Source organism: Sphingomonas sp. AC411, assembly GCF_979253035.1.
Genome location: NZ_CEEDAQ010000001.1, coordinates 3,492,337 through 3,514,509, shown reverse-complemented (window position 1 = coordinate 3,514,509; position 22,173 = coordinate 3,492,337). Strand labels below are relative to the sequence as shown.

The window sequence follows — 22,173 nt, the reverse complement described above, 5'->3', positions numbered from 1 at the left end:
TCCCGCCTTCGCGGGAGAACATTTAGGCGTATCAGCCCGGCGTCCATGCCTCATGCTCGGGCAACGGCGCGGAAGATCTGGTCGATCACATGATCGGTCACATCCTCGGGCGTCGCCGGATCCCAACGCGGCGCGTTGTCCTTGTCGACGATCACCGCGCGCACGCCCTCGATGAAGTCATGCCGCTGCACGACATGCGCGCCGACCGCATATTCCTGCTTCATCTCGTCCGCGAAACTCGCCATCGCCACACCCTCGTGGAGCAGCCGCAACGACACCTTCATCGTCTGCGGCGACTTGGTCTTGAGAGTCTCGAGCGTCTGCGTCGCCCACTCGCCACCATCGGCGTCGAGCGCGGCGTAGATGTCCTCCAGCACGTCCGACGCGAACAGCCGGTCGATGTCGTCCTTGCGCGCGAGGATCTTCGCCTCGGGAGCCGCAGTCGCCAACGCGTCCAGCACGCCGGCAATCTCCTGCGGCGTCGCGGCGATCCGCGCCTTGGCGGTATCAAGCGTATCGCTAGTCAGGAAATGCGTCGCCAGCCCCAGCGCGAGACACTCCGCGCCATCGAGCCGATGCCCGGTCAGCGCGAGATACTGCCCGATCCGTCCCGGCAACCGCGACAGATACCAGCCGCCGCCGACATCCGGGAACAACCCGATCCCCGTCTCCGGCATCGCGAATTTCGTATTCTCCGTGGCGACGCGAAACCGGCACGGTAAGGCAAGCCCGACGCCGCCGCCCATCGTGATCCCGTCCATGAACGCGACGATCGGCTTGGCATAGGTGAACAGCCGATGGTTCATCCGATACTCGGCATGAAAAACGCCCGCGCTTCAACGCCGTCGGTCGCCCCCGAGGCGGCGAGCATCCGGATATCACCGCCAGCACAGAACCCACGCCCCTCGGCATGATCGACCACGATCGCCTCGACCGCCGCATCGCCACGCCAAGCTTCCAGCGCTTCGAGCACGCCTTGGCACATGCCGAGATTGAGCGCGTGCAGCGCTTTGGGCCGGTTCAAACGAATACGGCCGACAGGCCCTTCACGCTCAACGATCAGGTCGGTCACGACACAAGCCTTTCGGGCAAAATCTCTGCGCTCTCTGCGCCTCCGCGCGAAAAATTTTTGCGCGCAGAGGCGCAGAGGACGCAGAGATGAGGGATGAAAGTGCTGCGCGGACTCATTGCCGCGTCAGTTCGCGGCCGACGATCATACGCATGACCTGGTTCGTCCCCTCGAGGATCGAATGCACGCGCAGGTCGCGCCAGAAGCGTTCGATCGGGTAGTCCTGCAGATACCCGTACCCGCCGTGCAGCTGCAACGCGCGATCCACCACCGAAGACCCCGTATCCGTCGCCAGCCGCTTCGCCATCGCCGCGAACTTGGTCTTGTCGGGCGCGTTCGCCGTCACCTTCGCCGCCGCCATGTACAGCAGCGCGCGCGCCGCCTCCAATTCGGTCGCCATGTCCGCCAACATGAACTGCGTGTTCTGGAAATCCGCGATTGGCTTGCCGAACTGCTTGCGGTCCCGCGTATACGCGATCGCCTCGTCGAGACACCGCTGCGCGCCGCCGAGCGAGCAAGCGCCGATGTTCAGCCGCCCGCCGTCGAGCCCCATCATCGCGATCCGAAAGCCCTCGCCCTCCCCGCCGACCATGTTCGCCGCCGGTACGCGGACGCCGTCGAAGATCACCTGCCGGGTCGGCTGCGAATGCCAGCCGAGCTTCTTCTCGTTCGCCCCGAACGACACGCCCGGCATGTCCTTCTCGATCACCAGGCACGAGATGCCCTTCGGCCCGTCCTCACCGGTGCGGACCATGGTGACGTACACCTCGTTCTCGCCGGCACCCGAAATGAACTGCTTCGAGCCCGTCACGATCCAGTCGTCGCCGTCGCGCACGGCGCGCGTCTTGAGCGCAGCCGCGTCGGAGCCCGAGCCCGGCTCGGTCAGGCAATAGCTCGCCAGCCGGTCCATCGTCACCAGATCGGGGAGATACTTGTCCTTCACCGCCGCCGACCCGAACCGGTCGATCATCCACGCCGCCATATTATGGATGCTGATGAACGCGGACGTCGAAGGGCATCCATACGACATCGCCTCCATGATCAGCGCTGCTTCGAGCCGCCCGAGCGCGATCCCGCCGCTCTCCTCGCTGACATAGATCGCCGCGAAGCCGAGTTCGGCCGCCGCCTTGATCGTGTCGCGCGGAAAGATGTGCTTCTCGTCCCACTCGGCCGCATGCGGCGTGATCCGGTCGGCGGTAAAGCGGCGAGCGAGCTCCTGGATCTCGCGCTGGTCGTCGGTGAGGTCGAACTGGTTGGAGGTGAACTGGTTCATCGTGGTCCTATCTCCGTCATGCCGGGCTTGACCCGGCACCCAGGGCCACGGACGCCGGTGTTCGTGGCTCTGGGTCCTGACGTGTGTCAAGATGACGATTGGGGGAAATGACGTGGATCGGCAACCGGCTGTCTACATCCTCGCAAGCTGGCGCAACGGAACGCTGTATATCGGCGTGACGTCCGATCTGATGGCGCGGATCGTTCAGCATCGTGCCGGATCCTTTGGCGGGTTTACCCGAATGTACGGCGTCAAACGGCTTGTCTGGTTCGAGATGGCCGACACGATGGAGGGCGCTATCGGACGCGAGAAGCAATTGAAGAACTGGCGCCGTGCAAGATCGAATTGATCGAGGCCGGCAACCCTGCTTGGCGCGATCTGGCAGAGGATTGGGGCTTCGATCCGCTCCCCAGCCGTCATCCGGGCTTGACCCGGGACCCAGAGCCACGAGCCCTTACGCTCGTGGCCCTGGATCCTGACTTTCGTCAGGATGACGGGATTGGGAGCGCCCACCCCACTCACCCCATCGTCGGAATGACGAACGCGTCGTTGTTCCGCGCCGGACCGCCATCCTCGGCCATCGCCGGCAGTGCGGACCCATCCGGCCACCGCTGCGTGATCGTCTTGACCTTGGTCCAGAACTTCACGCCCTCCATGCCGTGCTGGTTGGTGTCGCCGAACGCCGAGCGCTTCCACCCGCCGAACGTATGATACGCCACCGGCACCGGAATCGGCACGTTGATGCCGACCATGCCGACATTGACCCGCGCCGCGAATTCGCGCGCGGCGTGCCTGTTGCGCGTGAAGATCGCGACGCCGTTGCCGTATTGATGCTCGCTCGGCAGCCGCACCGCCTCCTCGAAATCGGCGGCGCGGACGATCTGGAGCACCGGCCCGAAGATCTCCTCCTTGTATGCCGACATCTCCGTGGTGACGTGATCGAACAGCGACGGGCCGATGAAGAAGCCCTTCTCATGCCCCTGCAATGCAAACCCGCGCCCATCGACGACCAGTTCCGCGCCCTCGTCGACGCCGGTCTGGATCCAGTTCTCGATCCGCGTGCGATGCGCCGCGTTCACCACCGGCCCGTAATGCGCGTCATTGTCGGTCGACACGCCCACGCGCAAAGCCGCGATCGCCGGAATCAGTTTCTCGCGCAACGCAATCGCGGTCTTCTCGCCGACCGGCACCACCACCGGCAGCGCCATGCAGCGCTCGCCCGCCGATCCGAACGCCGCGCCCGACAGGTCGGCAACGACCTGGTCGAGGTCGGCGTCGGGCATGACGATGCCGTGGTTCTTCGCGCCACCCATCGCCTGCACCCGCTTGCCCGCCTCGACGCCGCGCCGGTACACGTAATGCGCGATGTCGGACGACCCGACGAAGCTCACCGCCGAGATCGCCGGATGATCGAGGATCGCGTCGACCATCTCCTTGTCGCCGTGGACGACCTGGAAGATGCCCTCGGGCAGCCCCGCCTCGACGAACAACTCGCCGAGCCGCACCGGCACCGACGGATCACGTTCGGACGGCTTGAGGATGAACGCGTTGCCCGTGGCGATCGCGACGCCCGACATCCACAGCGGGATCATCGCCGGGAAATTGAACGGCGTGATCCCCGCACCGATGCCTAATGGCTGGCGCATCGAATAGACGTCGATCCCCGGGCCCGCGCCCTGCGTGTATTCGCCTTTGAGGATGTGTGGGATGCCGCAGCAGAACTCGATCACCTCGAGCCCGCGCTGGATATCGCCCTTCGAATCCGCGATCACCTTGCCGTGTTCGGAGGACAGCAGCCGCGCGAGTTCGTCCATGTTCGCCTCGACGAGTCGCTTGAACTCGAACATCACGCGAGCGCGACGCTGCGGATTGGTCGCCGCCCAGGCCGGCTGCGCCTTCTGCGCCGCCGCGACCGCTGCATTGAGGTCGACCGCACCCGACAAGCGAACCCGCGCCTGTACGTCGCCCGAATTCGGGTCGAACACGTCCCCGAAGCGCTCGGCTTTGCTGGCCGCACCGCTCACGAAATTCTCGATCGTCCGCATGGGCATCCTCTTCTAATCACGCGCATCGTCCGCCATAAGCGTTTCGCAGCCAAGTGGGGCTGTTTGCAGATTCGCTCTGCAGATATGCAGCATGGGACGAAGCGTTCATGGACTGGGACGACGTTCGGTATTTCCTCGCTTTGGCGCGTACGCACCGACTTGGACCCGCGGCGAAAATGCTGGGGCAGGACGCGACGACGGTTTCGCGACGGCTGCAACGGCTAGAGCGGCGACTCCAGACGACGTTGTTCGAACAGACCGTCGCGGGTTACGCGCTGACCGAACGCGGCTCGGCGCTGCTCGAGCATGCCGAGACGATGGAAGCGTCCGCCCTCGGCATCCAGGAAGTCGTCGGCAACGATGCCGGCGTGCTCGCGGGACCGATCCGGTTGAGCGTCTCGGAAGGCTTCGGCAGCCGTATCCTCGCGCCCCGCCTCGCGTCGTTCACCAACCAGCATCCGCGGATCGCGATCGACCTGATCGCCTCGACCGGGTTCCTCAACCCGTCGCGGCGCGAGGCGGATATTGCGGTGATGCTCGCACGACCCAAAAGCGGGCCGCTGGTGACGCGGAAACTCACCGACTATCATCTCGGCCTCTACGCGCATCCGGATCACCTCGCGCGGACCGGGCCGATCGCGACCACCGCGGACCTGATACGGCACCGATTGATCGGGTATGTCCCCGACATGATCTACGCGCCCGAACTCCGCTATCTGGCGGAGATCGACGGCCGCCTCGACGCGTCGATCCGCAGTTCGAGCATCGTCGCACAGGCCGAACTGATCGCAGCGGGGGCGGGGTGCGGGATATTGCCGTGCTTCATCGGCGACCGGGTGCCGGGACTGGTGCGGGTGCTGCCCGAAGCGGTGGACATCGCGCGCTCGTTCTGGCTCGTCGTCCACCGCGACGTCCGCCGGATCGCGCGGATCGACCGGTTCATCGCCTGGCTGGACGCGACCATAGGCGAGTTGAAGCCGCTGATGCTGGGTACCGCTCCCAAGCCGACCGGCCCATCGATTGCCGCGCCGCAGTGAGCCCCGTATAGCGCGCGCCGCGGCGACATCCTGTTCGTCCGGAGGAACAGCGTGATCCCGACCCTCTACCACAAGATGATCGACTGGATCGGCGACGGCACCGGGCTGCCCGACACGATCCTGCACATCCATGCCGGGATGCTGCTGCTGATGATCGCGCGGCTGATCACGCGCCGCTCGTTCGGCACGTTCATCCCGTGGTGGGTCGTCGTCGCGGGCGAGGCGTTCAACGAGATCATGGACCGCATGACCTTCGGGTCGTGGCGGTGGGAGGATACCTCGCTCGATATCGTCAACACGCTGCTGTGGCCGACGGTGATCTGCGTCGGAGTCCGACTGCGGCCGATGATCGGCAAGCGTCGGCGGTAGCGAGTGAGGAACGGTCGAGAGGATCGCTGACCTGCTCCCTCCCTGAAAGGGAGGGGTTGGGGGTGGGTAGGCCGGTTGGCGAACGGCTCGGTATCCCAAGCGGCCGACCCACCCCTAGCCCCTCCCTTTCAGGGAAGGGAACGCGTTGTGGTCGAGGGTTCGTCAGCCCAGCGCGATGTATCGTTGGAGGTGATAATCCTCGTCGCCCAGTTGGTGGTCGATCATCACCAGCCGCTTGGCATAGTGCGACACGGCGTATTCCCACGTCATGCCGATCCCGCCGTGCAGCTGGATCGACTCTTCGGCGACCAGCGCCCCGGTCCGCCCGATCGTGTATTTCGCTGCCGACAAAGCACGTTCGCGCGCCTTCGCGTCGTCGCCGTCGAACGCCGACGCCGCATTGATCACAGCCGACTGCGCCTGTTCGATCTCGAGCAGAACGGTCGCCATGCGGTGCTGGAGCGCCTGGAACTTGCCGATCGGCACACCGAACTGCTTCCGGTCGCGGAGATAGCCGAGCGTGGCTTCCTTGACGAACTCCATCGCGCCCACCGCTTCGGCCGACAGCGCAAGCAGCCCCGCCCCTACCGCCGCGTCCACGATCGCCTGCCCCTGCCCGTCGCCGCCAAGCAGCGCCTCAGCCTCCAGCGTCACGCCATCGAACGTCACATCGCCGGCCGCGCCGCCCTCGACGGTGTTGTAGCTTCGCACCGACACGCCCGCCGTGTCCGCGGGCACGACCAGCACCAGCGGATCGCCGTCCTGCTCGACCACCACGACGAACACCGACGCCGCACCGGCCTGCGGCACGACCGCCTTCGTCCCGCTGAGCGTCCAGCCATCACCGCTCTTCGTCGCGGTCACCGGCGTGGCGCCGTCATCGAGTGCGAAAGCGGCGATCGTCTCGCCTGACACGATCCCGGACAGCATTTCGTCCTGTCCGCCGGCCTTCGCCAACGCCCGCCCGGCCATCAGCGCACCGAGGAACGGCTCGACCACCAGCGCACGACCGAGCGCCTCGAACACCACCATGATGTCGAACCCGCTGCCGCCGAAACCACCCGCCGCCTCGTCGAACAAGGCCGAGACGATCCCCAACTCGTTCAACTGCGTCCAGACCGCCGGGTCGTACCCTGCCTCGCCATACGCCCCCGCATTGCGCGTATCGATCGCATAGCCATCGCGCAGCGCCCGAACGAGCGTGTCGGCGAGCATGCGGCGGTCGTCGGTGTGTTCGAAGTTCATGGTATCACAGACCCAGGATGGCTTTGGAGATGATGTTCTTCTGGATCTCGTTCGACCCGCCGAAGATCGACAGTTTCCGATTGTTGAAATAGCTCGGCGCCGCCATCGCCGCGTCCTCCGGGCCGACATCCTCGCCATTCCACCCGGCTTCCAGAGCCTCGGGTATGTACGGCGCCGCGTACGATCCATACGCGCGGCGGGTCAGCGAGGTGATCTCCTGGCGGATCTCGGTGCCCTTGATCTTGAGCATCGAACTCTCCGCGCCCGGCGCACCGCCGCCCGCGACCGCCGCCAGTACGCGAAGGTTGGTCGTCTGCATGTTGGCCAGATCGATCTCGACCCGCGCCATCCGCGCCGCGAACAACGGATCGTCAGCGAGTGCACGCCCGCCCTTCTTCTGCATCTGCGCGACTTCCTTCAGCCGCTCGAACGACGCGATCGAGAAGCCGACGCCGGCGATATTGGTGCGCTCATAGGTCAGCAGGTACTTGGCGTAGGTCCAGCCCTGGTTTTCCTCGCCGACGAGGTTGGCGACCGGCACCTCGACATCAGTGAAGAACACCTCGTTCACCTCCTGCTCGCCGTCGATCAGCGTGATCGGGCGGACTTCGATGCCGGGCGACTTCATATCGATCAGCAGGAATGAGATGCCCTCCTGCTTCTTCGCCGCCGGATCGGTGCGGACGAGGCAGAAGATCATGTCGGCATGCTGGCCGAGCGTCGTCCAGGTCTTCTGGCCGTTGACGACATAGACGTCGCCCTTGCGAACGGCCGTCGTCTTCAGACCCGCGAGATCGGAGCCCGCGCCCGGCTCGGAATAGCCCTGGCACCACCAGTCGGAGCCATCGAGAATACGCGGCAGCCAGTGCTTCTTCTGCTCCTCGGAGCCGTATTTGATCAGCACCGGGCCGAGCATGTTCACCCCGAACGGGACGACGCGAGGCGCGTGCGCGAGCGCGGACTCATTGTCGAAGATGAAGCGCTGGATCACGCTCCAGCCTGGGCCGCCCCATTCCTCGGGCCAGTGGTTCGCCAGCCAGCCGCGCTCGTTCAGGATCGCGTGCCATTCCTCCATATCCGATTTGCGGAGGCGCTTGCCTTCGCGGACCAGCCTCGAGAGACGCGCGGGGAGTTTGTCGCGGAAGAACGCGCGGACTTCGTCGCGGAACGATTCTTCCTCGGGCGTGAAGCTGAGATCCATGGCCATGTGCTCCTGATGTTGGAGTCCATGTGCCACAGTCGATCACGGAATTGAAGGACCGGTATGGTCCGAACGGCGGAATTTGTTGTGCCGAGCGACGCAGGTTAATTCAGGCGGTATCGCCGCGCCTTGATCCTCCCCTGGCAGGGAGGTGGCTGGCTCTTGCCAGACGGAGGGGTGTCACGCTCTCGATGGCGCGCTACCCCTCCGTCAGCCCTGCGGGCGCCACCTCCCCTCAAGGGGAGGATCGATAGGGCATCAGAACCGGTAGCTGATCCACCCGGCCAGGAAGTCGGAGTTCTTATACCCCGCGTTCGTCAGCGCCGGCCCCGCGATCAGATGCTCGTAGCGCCCGGTGAACGACAGCCGCGAGCTGATCGGATACACCGCCTGGAACCGGATCGTATCGGCGATCTTCTTGCCCCCGAAATTCTGCGTGCCGGCGAACGCGGACCCGTTCGCCCGGTACACAGCATCGCTCGTCGTATCGCGCCACGACAGTTGGTATTCTGCGGTCAGCCGCAGCTTGCCGAGCGTGGTGAAGCTGAAGTTCGGCGCGACCGCGATCAGATTGGTCGGCGTCGCGAACAGCTGATAGCTGTAATAGATGTTGTTGCCGAACGGCGCGAGCGAGTTGCGCAGCGTGCCGGTGCCATAGGCACCGCCGCCGCTCGCATAATCCGCATGGAAGCCGACGCGCGGCGCATTCTTGCCCTTGCCGAGCCGATAGGTCTGCCCCGCCAGCAACAGCCACGCCTTGATCGAGCGGTTGTCGTAACTGCCGCCCTGATAGTTGATCGTCCAGTCGAGGTTGACCGGCCCCGCATCGCCCCAGATGTGCAGGCCATAGAAGTTGCGCACCTCGCGCGCCGTGCCGGTGCCCCACGTCGCCGAGCGATCGCGCAGCCGCCAGAGGAAGGGATCGACGTACAGCTTCGATCCGCCGAACAGCGATTCGGGCACGACGACGCCGGTCGAGATGCCCGTGAACCGCCGATCGCTCTCGGCATTGTCGTCCTGTGTTCCGCCATTGCCATACGCGGTCGGCTTGAAATCGAACACGTCGGCGCGGACTCCGGCCGTTCGCGCCCAGGCGCGGAAGCCGTTGAACCCGAAATACAGCGTGTTGTTATCGCGCGGCACGACCAGCAGGTTCGGCCCGTCGGCGAACGTCTGGCGACCATAGCGCACGCCCAGATCGACATCGGCGACCGTCCCGGTCACGTCGACGAACGCCTGCTGCACCGCCAGCTTGTTGCGCAGATTGGGCAATGCGGTGCCGAGATCTTGCCCCTCCAGCGTGCCGTGCGCCAATTCCCCGTAGAACCGGAAATGCTCGCCGACATGCAGATCGGCACCGCCGAACAGACGGAGGATATCCTGCCGCTGCGCTTCGGCATCGCGCAGATTGGGGTTGGTGGTCTGGTTGACGCGCAACCGCGCCTCACCCGACAGCGTCAGATACACCTCGCCGTCCGCGGCGATCGGGATGAACTTCAGCTGGTCGACGATGTCCTTGCGCTTGGCCGGATCGCGCAGCTTCGACCAATCCTCCGCCCAGCGCGACTGGTTGTAGCCACCTCGCGGTCGTCCCGTCGCCGATCGCGGCGTTGGGATAGCTCTCGGCGATCGGCGACGACGCAGCGCTGGCCGACTGGTCCTTCGAAACAGGATTGCGCCGCGCCCGCAGCTGGCGCGGGGCCGTTGCGGGCGCGCCTGCGGAGACGCCATCGGAGAGAGGGACGGGATCGGCCGCGGGCTCCGCCGCCACGGGATCGGTTGCCGGCGCGGTCTGAACTCCAGCCGTCTGGGCGATAGCGGTGGACGCGAGCAAGGAGGAGGCGAGCGCGCACAGCGCTCCACCGATGGACGGACGGATCATAAAAGCACCTCGAACTGCTGGGGTGGCTGCCCGCTGCCGGGCAAACGCCACCCTCATTTTAAACGATTGCAGGCCCAGCCGTTGTGGGGGCCGTCATAGGCGCGGACGTCTGCGCCGGCGCCAGCTCGGGCAGCTTGCCCGACAAGGCGGCGTCGAGCTTGTCGCGGTCGAGGGCACCTTCCCAGCGCGCCACGACGATCGTCGCGACCGCGTTGCCGATGAAGTTGGTCAGGCTGCGGCACTCGCTCATGAAGCGATCGACGCCGAGGATCAGCGCCATGCCGGCGATCGGCACGGTCGGCACGATCGACAGCGTGGCCGCCAGCGTGATGAAGCCCGCTCCGGTAACGCCAGCCGCGCCCTTCGACGAGATCATCGCCACGACGAGCAACAGCAGTTCCTGGCCGAGCGTCAGGTGCGTGTTTGTCGCCTGCGCGATGAACAGCGCCGCCAGCGTCATGTAGATGTTGGTGCCGTCCAGATTGAACGAATACCCCGTCGGCACGACCAGCCCGACGACCGACTTCTCGCAGCCTGCCGCCTCCATCTTCTGGATCAGGTTCGGCAATGCCGCTTCCGACGACGACGTGCCGAGCACCAGCAACAGCTCGGCCTTCAAATACTTGATCAGCTTGAAGATAGAGAAGCCGGTAAGCCGCGCGACGGTGCCGAGGATGACGACCACGAACAGCGCCGCGGTCAGGTAAAAGGTCGCGACCAGCGCGCCAAGATTGGCGAGGCTGCCGATCCCGTATTTGCCGATCGTAAACGCGATCGCACCGAACGCACCAGCGGGGCCGCGCGCATCAGGATGCCGACCAGCTTGAAGACGATCAGGCTGAGGCGCTCGAGGAAGTTCAGCACCGGCTTGGCAGGCTCGCCGACCAGGCTCAGCGAGATGCCGAACAGGATCGCGACGAGCAGGATCTGGAGGATGTTGCCTTCGGTGAACGCGCTGACCATCGTGTCCGGGATGATGCTCATCAGGAACCCGGTGATCGTCGTCTCGTGCGCCTTCACGGTGTAGTCGGCGATGCCCTTGGTATCGAGCGTGGCGGCGTCGATGTTCATCCCCGCACCCGGCTGGACGACGTTGGCGACGATGAGCCCGACGATCAGCGCGAGCGTCGAGAAGAACAGGAAGTACGCGAACGCTTTCCCGCGACGCGCCCGACCGAACCGAGCTCCTTCATCCCGGCGATCCCGGTGACGAGCGTCAGGAAGATCACCGGTGCGATGATCATCTTCACCAGCTTGATGAACGCATCGCCGAGCGGCTTCAGCGCTGCGCCATAGGTCGGATAGAAATGCCCGAGCGCCGCGCCGAGCGCGATCGCGATCAGCACCTGGATATACAACTGGCCGCTCCAGCGCTTGCGCGCGGGCGTTTCCGCGACGCCATATGTCTGGGATGGTAGGGTCAACATCGCCTCCTGAAAACCTCGTCCACTGCCACGGGACGTTTATGGCGACGGTAATGCCGGCCCGAACCGAGGACTACAAGACCGCGCAGCATTCGGCATAAAACGTTGGTTTTGCGCGCTTTGTCGGCATACCGATTTTTCAGATGTGTGAAAAATGCCGTGTTTCGGTGATGGCGAACCCCGTTTGTGTGTGATAATCCGCACAAATGGCGCGGCTCCGATCCCCCTGTTCATCACCGCACTGACGGTATTGCTGGCGTTCGCCGCGCTCGGTGTGATCGTCGCCGGAGTCGCCTCGATCTATGGTGCGCGCGCCGTCGCCGACGTCACGGCCAGCGTCCGGATGCGCGCGGTGCAGCAGACGCGAAGCAACCTCCGCCTGCTCGAAGCCGAGTTGCAGACCTATCGCCTGCTGCCGGTCATGCTCGGCGAATATCCCGCGGTGCGCGCCGCGCTCGCATCGGGACAAGTCGACCCGGCGCTCAACGAAAAGCTGGCGATGCTGGCGGAGCGGACCGGCGCGCCGGTGATCTACGCGCTCGACACGCAGGGCATGACGATCGCCGCATCGAACGCCGCGCGGCCCGACAGCTTCCTCGGCCACGACTATCGGTTCCGCGAGTATTTCACCAAGGCGATGGCATCGGGCGCGACCGAGTTCTTCGCGCTCGGCAGCGTCAGCGGGCGCCCCGGCCTGTATCTCTCGCGACGCATCGACCGTGACGGACGGCCGCTCGGCGTGGTCGTGGTCAAGGTCGAGTTCGGCAAGATCGCGCGGGCGTGGATTCAGGATCTCATGGCGACCTTCGTCACCGATGCGGACGGCATCATCCTGATCTCCAGCGACCCGGCGCTGCAATTCCGCACCACGCGCCCGCTTGCGCCCGCGCGCCGTGCCGCGCTGATCGCCACCCGCCAGTTTGGATACTCCTCGCTCGCGCCCGCACCGCTGCTGCTCGACGATGATCGCGCGCGTCTTGCGGACGGGACGCCGGCGGTGACGGTTTCGCTGCCGGTGCCGATCGCGGGCTGGCGACTGGTGCACATGGAGCCGCTTGACGCCGCGCTGCGCACTGCCGCCGCCCGAACGCGCTGGGCGACCGCGATCGCGGCATTGGCGACGGTCGCGGCGATGCTGGCCGCGTGGTGGCTCTACGAACGTCGCAAGCGCAATGCGGGTGCGCGCGCCGAACTCGAGGCGGAGGTCGCGCGCCGCACCGCCGAGCTCCGCGCCACCGCCGACCGCCTCCAGATCGAGGTCGAGCAACGCGAGGCGTCCGACCAGCGCTTCCGCCAGGCGCGCGAGGAACTGGCGCACGCCAACCGGGTCGGCTCGATCGGCACGATCACCGCCAGCGTCGCGCACGAGATCAATCAGCCGGTCGCCGCGATCTGCACCTTCGCCGACAATGCCGCCGCGTTCCTCGCCCGCAACGAACCAGCGCGCGCGGCAACCAACCTCCAGTCGATCGTCGATCTCACCAGCCGGATCGGCACGATCACCGCTGGGCTCAGGCGTTATGCGAGACGGGGCGCAGGCTCGATCGGCCCCGTGGCGCTCGACGAGGCGATCGACGGCGTCCGCCTGCTGATCGGCGACCGCTTCCGCGCGAAGGGCGTGACGCTCGACCTCCCCACCGGGCCCGAGGCGCGGCTGACGGTCATCGCCGGCCGCGTCCGCTTGGAGCAGGTCCTGGTCAACCTCCTCCAGAACGCGCTCGACGCCGTCGCTGATCGCCGCGACGCCCGCGTGAGCGTCACCGTCGGCAGGAAAGGCCGCGACGTCGTGCTGACCGTCGCCGACAACGGTCCCGGCATCGACGCGGCGATCGCCGACCACCTCTTCACCCCGTTCGCGACCAGCAAGAAGGACGGCCTCGGGCTCGGCCTCGGCATCGCGCGCGACATCATGACCGAGTTCGGCGGCACGCTCGACCTCGTCCCAGCTCCCGAAGGCGCGATTTTCCGTATGATCCTGGTGAAGGCATGAGCGAGCAAGCGGTATTGCTCGTCGACGACGACGACGTGTTGCGCGGTGCGCTGGAGCAATCGTTCGAACTCGCGGGGATCGCGGTGATTGCCGAGCGCGATCCGACCGTCGCGCTGGCCCGCGTGACCGCCGGGTTCGACGGCGCGGTGGTGTCCGACATCCGTATGCCGAAGATGGACGGCCTCGAACTCTTCCGCCGGATCGCCGCGATCGACCACGAGATCCCGGTGCTGCTGATGACCGGCCACGGCGACGTCGCGATGGCGGTCGCCGCGCTAAAGAACGGCGCGTTCGACTTCATCCCGAAGCCGTTCGCGACCGACCACCTCATCGCGGGGGCGAGGCGTGCGCTCGAAATGCGCCGCCTGGTCCTCGACAACCGCCGCCTCCCGCGCCGCTGCCGAGGAAACGATCGGCGCCGAACCCCTGATCGGCGAGACACCGGTGATGGTCCGCCTCCGCGAAACGATGCGCCAGATCGCGCAAGCCGACATCGACGTGCTGGTCGAAGGCGAGACCGGCACCGGCAAGGAACTCGTCGCCGTCCTCCTCCATCGCTGGAGCAACCGGCGGTCACGCCCATTCGTCGCGGTCAACTGCGCCGCATTGCCCGAGGCGGTCGCGGAGATCGAACTGTTCGGCCACGACGGCGACTCCGCGCCTGCCGCGCACCGGCCGGATCGAAGCCTCGAACCGCGGCACGCTGTTCCTCGACGAGATCGAGAGCACGCTGCCGGCATTCCAGGCGAAACTGCTCCGCGTGCTGGAGGAGCGCGAGGTGATGCCGGTCGGCGGCGACCTCCCCGCGCACTCGACCTCCGCGTGATCGCCGCCGCCAAACCCGGCCTTGACCACGCCGTCGAGGAAGGCCGCTTCCGCGCCGATCTCCTGTTCCGCCTCGACGCCGTGCGCCTGCGCATCCCGCCGCTGAGGGAACGCCGCGACGACATACCGCTGCTGTTCGGCCACCTGCTGCACCAGGCGGCAGAACGGTTCGGCCGCCTGGTGCCGACCATCGATACCGCCACGCTCGCCTATCTCAGCCAGCACGACTGGCCCGGCAACGTCCGTGAACTCGACAACCTCGCTAAGCGCCTCGTCCTGCGCGTCGAGGCCGACGAGCCGGTCGACGAGGACAGCGAAATCCCCTCCCCGCCCGCGTCGATAAGTTCGAGGAAGCCACGATCCGCGCGACCCTGCAACAGGTCAACGGCGACGTCCGCTCCGCGCTGGCGGCGCTCGGCATCCCGCGCAAGACGTTCTACGACAAGCTCAAGCGCCACGAGATCGACGTCGAGGCGTATCGCCCGACCAAACCTCCCCCGTCATCTTGACGAAAGTCAGGACCCAGAGCCACGACCGCTATCCCCTGTAACCCTGGGTCCTGACTTCGTCAGGATGACGGCAGTATGCGAGGCCCGAGCAGCGCTAAGTCGGGATTACCGGCGGAGGCACTCCACCTTGCCGCGTCGCCACGAACTTCGCGAGCGGCGGCCCGATCAGCAACACCCCCAGAAACCGCAGCACCTGCAACGCCATCACGAACGGCACATCCACCGGGCTAGACGCGGCGATGATCGCGACCGAGTCCATCCCGCCAGGACTCGTCGCCAGATACGCGGTAACCGGATCGATCCCCCACCACCGCGTCAACACCGCCGCGATTCCCCCGCAGAACGCAATCAGCAACGCCACCGACAACAGGATCCGCGGCATCGCCTTCCCCGCCACCCGCAGCGTATCGCGCGTAAACGACAGCCCGATCCGCCACCCGACCACCGCATAGCTGATAGCGAGCAGCCACTGCGGCAACACCGGCTGCGCAACGCCGGTAACATTGAGCGCCGCCCCCGCGATCAGCGACCCAAGCAGGGCGCCGGCAGGAAGCTTCAACGCGACACCCACCCCCGCACCAATACCGGCAATCGCGATCGTCCGCAGCACGGCGACCGGGTCTACGGGTGCAAACCACGCCCCCGCGACATGATGCCCGCTCCCCCGCCGACCATCACTGCCGCCAGCACCGACGCGACCACCGCCACGCTCACGACCCGCGTATAGGTCATCACCGCGACCAGCCGCGAATCCGCGCCGTACGCCTGCGCCATCAGCACCATCGCGCTCGCCGCACCGGGCGTCGATCCCCACACCGCGACCGTACCCGGCAACACCTGCCAGCGGCTCAGCAGATACCCGAGCACGCTGCTGGCCGCGAGCGTGACGAAATTGACCATCAGGAACACCGGCCAATGATCCGCCACCGTCGCGACGATTCCCGGGGTGATCGATCCCGCGATCAGCGTCCCCACCGCCGCCTGCGCGCCGCGAAACGCCGACGTCGGCACGGTCAGCGACCACCCGCGCACCGCCAGTACGACCGCAGCTACCATCGGCCCGAGCAGCAACCCCGCAGGCAGCCCGACGACCTCCAGCAGACCCGCAATCACCGCCGACAGCGCGATCAAGACGGCCCAGCGCCAGATCATGCCCTGGTAGCGAACCAGATCGTGTGCCGCGCGCCGCCCTTCCGCGTCGCCCGCGCGATCACTTCGTCGACTGCAAAACCGGCTTCAGCAAGGCGTGTGGCGAACGGCTTGCTCGGCGCAGAAGACCATACGGCAAGCACGCCGCCCGGCCGCAAAGCCGCCCGCGCCAAAGACAATCCGCGGGCTCCGTAAAGCCGATCGTTCCCTGGCCGCGAGATCCCGTCCGGACCGTTGTCGACATCAAGCAGGATCGCGTCCCACTCCCCTCGGCAATCGCCGCGGCAACGTCGCCCTCGAAGACGCGGGTCCGCGGATCGGTCAGGCTCTCGCCGTGGAGCGCCGCCATCGGCCCTCGCGCCCACTCGATTACCGCCGGCACGATCTCCGCGACCGCCACCTCCGCATCGGACCCGAGCCGCCCCAGCGCCGCGCGCAGCGTGAACCCCATCCCGAGCCCACCGATCAGCATCCGCACGCCGGGCCGCGCACCGATCCGGTCGCACGCCTGCTCCGCCAGCGCCTCTTCCGACCCACTAAGCCGGCTGTTCATCAACTCGTTCGCGCCAAGCATGATCGAGAACTCGGCACCACGCTGGAGCAAGCGGAGTTCACCCCCACCCGGCACCTGCGCCGTCCCCAATAGAACCCGCGGCACCATCAGGCCGACCACGCCGCGATATCGTCCTGCTCGCCGATCAGCGCGAGGCCGTGCGCGATCGAGGTCAGTTCGCCGCCGCTCATAATCGCCGCCTCGCCGAACCGCTCGACGAAGATCCGCCGGATGCGCGGAATCAGCGACGATCCACCGGTCAGGAACACCCGGTCGATCTCACCACCGCCGACGTTAGCCACCTCGAGCGCCCGGTCGACCGCCGCCTCGATCCGCACGACGTCGTCGGCGATCCAGCCCTCGAACTGCGCGCGCGTCACGTCCGCCTCGATCTCCAGCCCCGCGCCCGCGAAGTGGAAATGCGCGTCCTCACCACTCGACAACGCACGCTTCAAAGACCCAACCGCATCGTACAGCGGATACCCCAGCTCATTCTCGATCACCGCGATCATCCGCCCGATCGCGTCCGGATCGACCGCCGTCTTCTGTAAACGCTCCAGCTCCGTCATCGTCTTACGATTGCGCATCAGCGCCAGCCGCGACCAGTCCGCGAAGTCGGCGAAATACGCGCGCGGGATTTCAAGCTCCTTGCCGAACGACTTGTACGCACCGCCCTTGCCCAGCATCGGCAACACCAGCCGGTCGAGGATCCGGTAATCGAACCGATCCCCCGCAATCCCGACGCCCGCATGCCCCAGCGGCGTACACCGACGCGCCGCGCCCGGCTCAGCGACGCGCACCACCGAAAAGTCGCTCGTACCGCCGCCGAAATCCGCCACCAGGATCGTCGCCGGCTCGGTCAGCCGCGTCGCGTAGCTGTACGCCGCCCCGAGCGGCTCATAGACGTAATGAATCTCCGCGCCGAAGCCCTTGAACATCGCGTCGTAGCGGGTGCGGGCGAGCGCCTCGTCGGGCCGCGCACCGGCATATTCCACCGGCCGCCCGACGACGATCCGGTGCGGCCGCGTATCGAGCTTGCCACCCGCATGCGCGATCAGCTTTTCTAGGAACAGCTGGCCCATCTCTTCGAAGCGATAGCGCTTGTCGAACACCGAAGCCTGCTCGAACGTCTTCATCGCCGCGACCGATTTGAACGACTGGATGAACCGGCTGTCGAGCGGATATTCCATATATTCGGCGATCGCCCACGGCCCCGCATCCGACGCGAGCCCCTTGCCGCTGTCGTCCTGCCAGAAGCATAACGCCGAGCGGAATACCGGGCTCGTCTCTGCTGGCGCCGCGAAGGTCACCAGCTCGGGCGTGCCGTCTTTGGTCCCGAGCGCCACGACGCTGTTGGTCGTGCCGAAATCCAGCCCCAGCGCGGGGCCGCCAGCGTCCATCTGCATGCGTCGTCCTTGTATGAACGCGCGCCTATGGCGATGCGGGGCACAGGATGGCAACCCCGTGCGTGCTTCGGCGGGCGGTAAAACCGTATCTAGATCCTCCCCTGCAAGGGGAGGTGGCTGGCGCTTGCCAGACGGAGGGGTATCGCGTTCTCGATAGCGGGCTACCCCTCCGTCAGGCCTGCCTCGATAGCGGGCTACCCTCCGTCAGGCCTGCGGCCTGCCACCTCCCCTCATAGGGGAGGATCGGCGCGCAATCTCAGCCGCGCTTCAACCGCACCAGCGCCGCATCGAGCGCCGACAGAAAACTCGATCGATCCGCCTTCGAAAACGGTGCCGGACCGCCGATGATGTCGCCGCCCGCGCGCAAGTCCGCCATGATCGCACGCGTCGCGATGGCGCCGCCGATCGAGCTGGTGGTGAAGGGCTTGCCGGTATTGGCGAGCACGGTCGCACCGGCCTTCACGCAGCGATCGGCGAGCAGAATGTCGGCGGTGATCACGACCGACTTCGCATCGGCCTGTTCGGCGATCCAGTCATCGGCCGCGTCGAACCCGTCGCTGACCACCACGCGGGAGATCAGCGGGTGGATGGGGATGCGGAAATGGCTGTTGGCGACGATCGTCACGGGGACTTCGTGACGCCACGCGACCTTGTAGATCTCATCTTTCACCGGGCACGCGTCCGCGTCGACGAGGATCCGGATCGTGCTGGAAGATACGTTCGTCATCGTACACATCCCAAACCGCCCCACCCGCTCCCGTCATCCTGACGAAAGTCAGGATCCAGGACCAAGCAGGGCGGCGTTCGTTACTCTGGATCCTGACTTTCGTCAGGAAAACGGAGTCCTGGGGCATGCGCCATTCCCTCACGAGAATGGCGCGAGAGCCCTCAGCTCCGCTCGCGATTCCCACGATACGGCGGCTTCCGCGTCGGAGCTGGACCGCCACGCGGGGCCGCACGGTGCAGCGTCGAGCGGGGACCGCTCGCGTTGCTGCGACCACCGCCGCCGCCGTCATGCCGCGCACCGCTCTCGGGCGCGCCCTGCATCGCCTCGATGGCAACGCCGCTCTCTTCCTCGCCCGCCTGCGCCGTCCGCTGGATCGCCGCCGAGAACCGCGACGCCACCGCGCGGGGAATCTCGAACGCGGTCTCGTTCGGGCCGATGCGGATCGCACCGATCTCGGACTTCGTGATGTGCCCGCGACGGCAGATCAACGGCAGGATCCAGCGCGGATCGGCGTTCTGGCGACGACCGATGTCCATCCGGAACCAGACCGTGTCCTCGAAGCCCGCGCGCGGCCCCTGCGAACGCTCGTCCTGAGTCGGCTGCTTGCTCTGGTCGATCAGATCCTCGGCCTGCGGCATCGTCGCACGGTGCATGTGTACCAGCGCGGCGGCGATATCCTCCGGCGTCTTCTCGGCCATCAGGCGGACGGCGAGTGCGCGATCCTCCTCCTCGACCTCGACCGGCTGCAACAGCATGCCGATCAGGCGCTCGTGATCGTTCTTGCGGATGTCCTCCGCGGTCGGGGCGTTGACCCACTCCGCGTTGATCTTGGCACCACGGAGCATCATCTCGACGCGACGGCGACGCGGGAACGGCACGATCAGGACGGCGGTGCCCTTCTTGCCCGCACGGCCGGTACGACCCGAGCGATGCTGGAGCGTCTCGGCATCGCGCGGCAGCTCGACATGAACGACCAGCGACAGCGTCGGCAGATCGATCCCGCGAGCCGCAACGTCCGTGGCAACGCAGACGCGCGCACGACGATCGCGCAGGGCCTGAAGAGCCGCGTTACGCTCGTTCTGCGAATGCTCGCCCGACAGCGCGACCGCGGCAAAGCCACGCTCGACCAGGCTGGCGTGCAGATGACGCACATTGTCGCGAGTCGCGCAGAACAGCATCGCCGTCTCCGCCTCGTGGAAGCGCAGCAGGTTGATCACCGCATGCTCGATCTCGGACGGCGAGACGGTGACGGCCTGGTACGAGATATCGCCATGACCGCGATCCTCGCCGACGGTGGAAATCCGCAGCGCGTCCTTCTGGTAGCGCTTGGCGAGCGCGACGATCGGCCGCGGCATCGTCGCCGAGAACAGCAAAGTGCGACGCGCTTCAGGCGACGCGTCGAGGATCTGCTCGAGGTCCTCGCGGAAGCCCATGTCGAGCATCTCGTCGGCCTCGTCGAGCACCGCGACCTTCAAGGCCGACAGGTCGAGCGCGCCACGCTCGAGATGATCGCGCAGACGGCCCGGCGTCCCGACGACGATATGCGCGCCGTGTGCGAGCGAACGACGCTCCTTCGAGGCGTCCATACCGCCGACGCAGGTCGAGATGCGCGCGCCGGCCTTGGCATAGAGCCACATCAGCTCGCGGCTGACCTGGAGCGCCAATTCACGAGTCGGCGCGATGCAGAGCACGAGAGGCTTGTGCGGCGAAGGCAGGCGCTGGACGCCGTCCTCGCCGGCTTCACCGAGCAGCTCGCCGGCCATCGCCAGGCCGAACGCGACGGTCTTGCCCGAGCCGGTCTGCGCCGACACGACGAGATCGCGACCGATCGCATTGTCCTCGATCACATGAGCCTGGACGGGGGTGAGCGCGGTATAGCCGCGCGCTTCGAGCGCCTCGGAAAGAAGCGACGGAATATTTGTAAAAGGCATGTACGTCCTAATTGGTGGCCGGCTTGACGCTACGGCAAAGCACTGGCGTGGTGGTCCCTACAGGACTTGGCCCGCGGCCCACCCGCTCGCCCATGCCCATTGGAAGTTGTAGCCGCCGAGCCACCCTGTGACATCGACCGCTTCGCCGACCGCATACAACATTGGTACGCGTTTGGCTTGCATTGTTTGCGAAGATAGATCCGCAGTGCTGATTCCGCCAGCGGTGACCTCGGCCTTGGCATAGCCTTCGGAGCCATTCGGCGTGAATTGCCAATAGCTTAGCGCGCGTTCGGCGTCCTGGAGCTTGCGGTCGGTGAGCGTGGAAATCTCGTTCGTCATGCCCAAACGCTCGCTCAAAGTCTCCGCGAGTCGGTCCGGGAGCGTGCTTCCGAGCAGTTTCCGGAGAGTCGCGCGCGGCGTGGTACGCTTGGCGGCCGGCAGCCAGCCGGACTCGCGATCGGGGAGGAAATCGATCCCGATGGGCTGGCCATTGCGCCAATAGGACGATGCTTGGAGGATCGCCGGACCCGATAAGCCGCGGTGCGTGAAGAGCGCGGCTTCGCGAAACGCGGTTTTGCCGGCGGTCGCGACCACGTCCGCGGCAACGCCCGACAATTCGCGGAACAGGATTTCGTCGCCGCCCAGCGTCAGCGGCACGAGCGCGGGGCGGGGCTCGACGACCTTCAACCCGAACTGGCGCGCGAGATCATAGGCGAACCCGGTCGCGCCCATCTTCGGGATCGACGGGCCTCCGGTCGCGATGACCAGCGCGGGGGCGGTGACGGTATGACCGTCGAGCGATACGCGGTAGTGCCCGTCTGCGTGTTCGACTCCGGTGATGCTGCGTCCGAGCGACAGGTCGACGTGTCCCTTGTCGCATTCGTCGAGCAGCATCTCGACGATCTGTTTCGCCGAGCCGTCGCAAAACAGCTGTCCCAGCGTCTTCTCGTGCCAGGCGATGCCGTAGGACTCGACGAGCGCGATGAAATCCTGCGCGGTGTAGCGGCCGAGCGCGGACTTGGCGAAATGCGGATTGGCGGAGATGTAGCGGTCGGCGGCAGTGTGGACGTTGGTGAAATTGCAGCGGCCACCACCGGAAATGAGGATTTTCTTGCCGGCCTGGTCGGCGTGATCGACCAGCAGGATCTTACGCCCGCGCTGGCCGGCGACGGCGGCGCACATGAGGCCGGCGGCGCCTGCTCCGAGGATGATCGCGTCGTATTCGGACAAGTGTAGCTCCGTGCGGCTTATTTGGACGAGCCGCTAGTCAAGAATGTTTCCCCGCGAAGGCGGGGATCCAGACTGGGCTCCCGCCTTCGCGGGAGAACAAGTAAGGGGTAGCCGCTGTAGCGCGTTCCAGATCAGCCCCATAGGTGGTGACCTGCTCACACGTCCACCAATGCCGCGCACGGAGTCGCCCCACCCCGGCGAAGGCCGGGGCCCAGTTGGGGGCCAGCAGTGGCGCAGGTTGCCCCTCGTTACAGCGACCTTTCCAACTGGGCCCCGGCCTTCGCCGGGGTGGTGGCATCTGCGTGGCG

At 66.3% G+C, this 22,173-nt stretch carries 14 protein-coding genes and 8 pseudogenes; 8 read left to right on the top strand and 14 right to left on the bottom strand.

What is annotated here, in order from left to right:
- Window positions 1–31 precede the first annotated feature (31 nt).
- A pseudogene (locus tag AC0IX7_RS17965) lies at window positions 32–1,072 on the bottom strand (enoyl-CoA hydratase/isomerase family protein).
- A gap of 112 nt (window positions 1,073–1,184) precedes the next feature.
- The gene (locus tag AC0IX7_RS17960) at window positions 1,185–2,342 is read right to left on the bottom strand and encodes an acyl-CoA dehydrogenase family protein (protein WP_471813200.1); all 1,158 of its coding nucleotides are present in this window, start codon (window positions 2,340–2,342) and stop codon (window positions 1,185–1,187) included.
- Window positions 2,343–2,433: 91 nt separating this feature from the next.
- Here AC0IX7_RS17960 and AC0IX7_RS17955 point away from each other — a divergent pair.
- A pseudogene (locus AC0IX7_RS17955) lies at window positions 2,434–2,753 on the top strand (GIY-YIG nuclease family protein); the annotation flags it as partial.
- A 107-nt stretch (window positions 2,754–2,860) separates the two neighbouring features.
- Here AC0IX7_RS17955 and AC0IX7_RS17950 read toward each other — a convergent pair.
- Window positions 2,861–4,387, bottom strand: coding sequence for a CoA-acylating methylmalonate-semialdehyde dehydrogenase (locus AC0IX7_RS17950; RefSeq protein WP_471813198.1), 1,527 nt, complete (start codon window positions 4,385–4,387; stop codon window positions 2,861–2,863).
- 107 nt (window positions 4,388–4,494) lie between these two features.
- Between AC0IX7_RS17950 and AC0IX7_RS17945 the strand changes: the two genes are divergently transcribed.
- Complete coding sequence (locus tag AC0IX7_RS17945) at window positions 4,495–5,424, top strand: LysR family transcriptional regulator (protein WP_471813196.1); 930 nt, start codon at window positions 4,495–4,497, stop codon at window positions 5,422–5,424.
- 51 nt (window positions 5,425–5,475) lie between these two features.
- The gene (locus tag AC0IX7_RS17940; protein ID WP_187504458.1) at window positions 5,476–5,793 is read left to right on the top strand and encodes a hypothetical protein; all 318 of its coding nucleotides are present in this window, start codon (window positions 5,476–5,478) and stop codon (window positions 5,791–5,793) included.
- Between the two features lie 162 nt (window positions 5,794–5,955).
- Here AC0IX7_RS17940 and AC0IX7_RS17935 read toward each other — a convergent pair whose 3' ends face one another.
- From AC0IX7_RS17935 to AC0IX7_RS17920, 4 genes and pseudogenes are all read right to left on the bottom strand, one after another.
- Window positions 5,956–7,038 carry an acyl-CoA dehydrogenase family protein gene (locus tag AC0IX7_RS17935; protein ID WP_471813194.1) on the bottom strand — a complete coding sequence of 361 codons (1,083 nt, stop codon included), beginning with the start codon at window positions 7,036–7,038 and terminating at the stop codon, window positions 5,956–5,958.
- Window positions 7,039–7,042: 4 nt separating this feature from the next.
- A complete protein-coding gene (locus AC0IX7_RS17930) occupies window positions 7,043–8,239 on the bottom strand; it encodes an acyl-CoA dehydrogenase family protein (protein WP_471813192.1) in 1,197 nt (398 codons plus the stop codon).
- 258 nt (window positions 8,240–8,497) lie between these two features.
- Window positions 8,498–9,970 carry an alginate export family protein gene (locus AC0IX7_RS17925; RefSeq protein ID WP_471813190.1) on the bottom strand — a complete coding sequence of 491 codons (1,473 nt, stop codon included), beginning with the start codon at window positions 9,968–9,970 and terminating at the stop codon, window positions 8,498–8,500.
- 209 nt (window positions 9,971–10,179) lie between these two features.
- Window positions 10,180–11,548: pseudogene (locus tag AC0IX7_RS17920) on the bottom strand (dicarboxylate/amino acid:cation symporter).
- Window positions 11,549–11,735: 187 nt separating this feature from the next.
- Between AC0IX7_RS17920 and AC0IX7_RS17915 the strand changes: the two are divergent.
- The 5 genes and pseudogenes from AC0IX7_RS17915 to AC0IX7_RS17895 form a co-directional block, all read left to right on the top strand.
- Entirely contained in the window at window positions 11,736–13,535 is a 1,800-nt protein-coding gene (locus AC0IX7_RS17915; protein WP_471813188.1) for a sensor histidine kinase, read from the top strand.
- Window positions 13,532–13,810, top strand: a pseudogene (locus AC0IX7_RS17910) (response regulator); the annotation flags it as partial. The gene AC0IX7_RS17915 and the pseudogene AC0IX7_RS17910, both read left to right, overlap by 4 nt.
- Before the next feature lie 172 nt (window positions 13,811–13,982).
- Window positions 13,983–14,129, top strand: a pseudogene (locus tag AC0IX7_RS17905) (sigma 54-interacting transcriptional regulator); the annotation flags it as partial.
- A pseudogene (locus tag AC0IX7_RS17900) lies at window positions 14,089–14,588 on the top strand (sigma 54-interacting transcriptional regulator); the annotation flags it as partial. The pseudogenes AC0IX7_RS17905 and AC0IX7_RS17900, both read left to right, overlap by 41 nt.
- Window positions 14,589–14,710: 122 nt before the next feature.
- A pseudogene (locus tag AC0IX7_RS17895) lies at window positions 14,711–14,869 on the top strand (hypothetical protein); the annotation flags it as partial.
- A 94-nt stretch (window positions 14,870–14,963) separates the two neighbouring features.
- Here the strand turns inward: AC0IX7_RS17895 and AC0IX7_RS17890 are convergent.
- From AC0IX7_RS17890 to AC0IX7_RS17860, 7 genes and pseudogenes are all read right to left on the bottom strand, one after another.
- A complete protein-coding gene (locus tag AC0IX7_RS17890) occupies window positions 14,964–15,479 on the bottom strand; it encodes an AbrB family transcriptional regulator (RefSeq protein ID WP_471813186.1) in 516 nt (171 codons plus the stop codon).
- Between the two features lie 11 nt (window positions 15,480–15,490).
- A complete protein-coding gene (locus AC0IX7_RS17885; RefSeq protein WP_471813184.1) occupies window positions 15,491–16,021 on the bottom strand; it encodes an AbrB family transcriptional regulator in 531 nt (176 codons plus the stop codon).
- A pseudogene (locus AC0IX7_RS17880) lies at window positions 16,018–16,679 on the bottom strand (spermidine synthase). The gene AC0IX7_RS17885 and the pseudogene AC0IX7_RS17880 overlap by 4 nt, the downstream one beginning before the upstream one ends.
- Window positions 16,679–17,977: an Hsp70 family protein gene (locus AC0IX7_RS17875; RefSeq protein ID WP_471813182.1), complete on the bottom strand. Its 1,299-nt coding sequence runs from the start codon at window positions 17,975–17,977 to the stop codon at window positions 16,679–16,681. Before AC0IX7_RS17875 ends, AC0IX7_RS17880 begins: the two are co-directional and overlap by 1 nt.
- Before the next feature lie 256 nt (window positions 17,978–18,233).
- Window positions 18,234–18,704, bottom strand: a complete 471-nt coding sequence (locus AC0IX7_RS17870; RefSeq protein ID WP_471813180.1) for a YaiI/YqxD family protein — start codon at window positions 18,702–18,704, stop codon at window positions 18,234–18,236.
- A 161-nt stretch (window positions 18,705–18,865) separates the two neighbouring features.
- Window positions 18,866–20,635 (bottom strand): DEAD/DEAH box helicase, encoded by a 1,770-nt coding sequence (locus AC0IX7_RS17865; RefSeq protein ID WP_471813178.1) that lies wholly within the window; start codon window positions 20,633–20,635, stop codon window positions 18,866–18,868.
- A 57-nt stretch (window positions 20,636–20,692) separates the two neighbouring features.
- A complete protein-coding gene (locus AC0IX7_RS17860; RefSeq protein ID WP_471813176.1) occupies window positions 20,693–21,865 on the bottom strand; it encodes a BaiN/RdsA family NAD(P)/FAD-dependent oxidoreductase in 1,173 nt (390 codons plus the stop codon).
- Window positions 21,866–22,173: the final 308 nt, after the last annotated feature.

Excerpts from the sequence above, each read along its gene's own strand:
- AC0IX7_RS17925 (WP_471813190.1), bottom strand. The coding sequence starts at position 9,970 with ATGGCGTCTCCGCAGGCGCGCCCGCAACGGCCCCGCGCCAGCTGCGGG.
- AC0IX7_RS17935 (WP_471813194.1), bottom strand. The coding sequence starts at position 7,038 with ATGAACTTCGAACACACCGACGACCGCCGCATGCTCGCCGACACGCTC.
- AC0IX7_RS17865 (WP_471813178.1), bottom strand. The coding sequence starts at position 20,635 with ATGCCTTTTACAAATATTCCGTCGCTTCTTTCCGAGGCGCTCGAAGCG.
- AC0IX7_RS17930 (WP_471813192.1), bottom strand. The coding sequence starts at position 8,239 with ATGGATCTCAGCTTCACGCCCGAGGAAGAATCGTTCCGCGACGAAGTC.
- AC0IX7_RS17945 (WP_471813196.1), top strand. The coding sequence starts at position 4,495 with ATGGACTGGGACGACGTTCGGTATTTCCTCGCTTTGGCGCGTACGCAC.
- AC0IX7_RS17885 (WP_471813184.1), bottom strand. The coding sequence starts at position 16,021 with ATGATCTGGCGCTGGGCCGTCTTGATCGCGCTGTCGGCGGTGATTGCG.
- AC0IX7_RS17875 (WP_471813182.1), bottom strand. The coding sequence starts at position 17,977 with ATGCAGATGGACGCTGGCGGCCCCGCGCTGGGGCTGGATTTCGGCACG.
- AC0IX7_RS17950 (WP_471813198.1), bottom strand. The coding sequence starts at position 4,387 with ATGCGGACGATCGAGAATTTCGTGAGCGGTGCGGCCAGCAAAGCCGAG.
- AC0IX7_RS17870 (WP_471813180.1), bottom strand. The coding sequence starts at position 18,704 with ATGACGAACGTATCTTCCAGCACGATCCGGATCCTCGTCGACGCGGAC.
- AC0IX7_RS17960 (WP_471813200.1), bottom strand. The coding sequence starts at position 2,342 with ATGAACCAGTTCACCTCCAACCAGTTCGACCTCACCGACGACCAGCGC.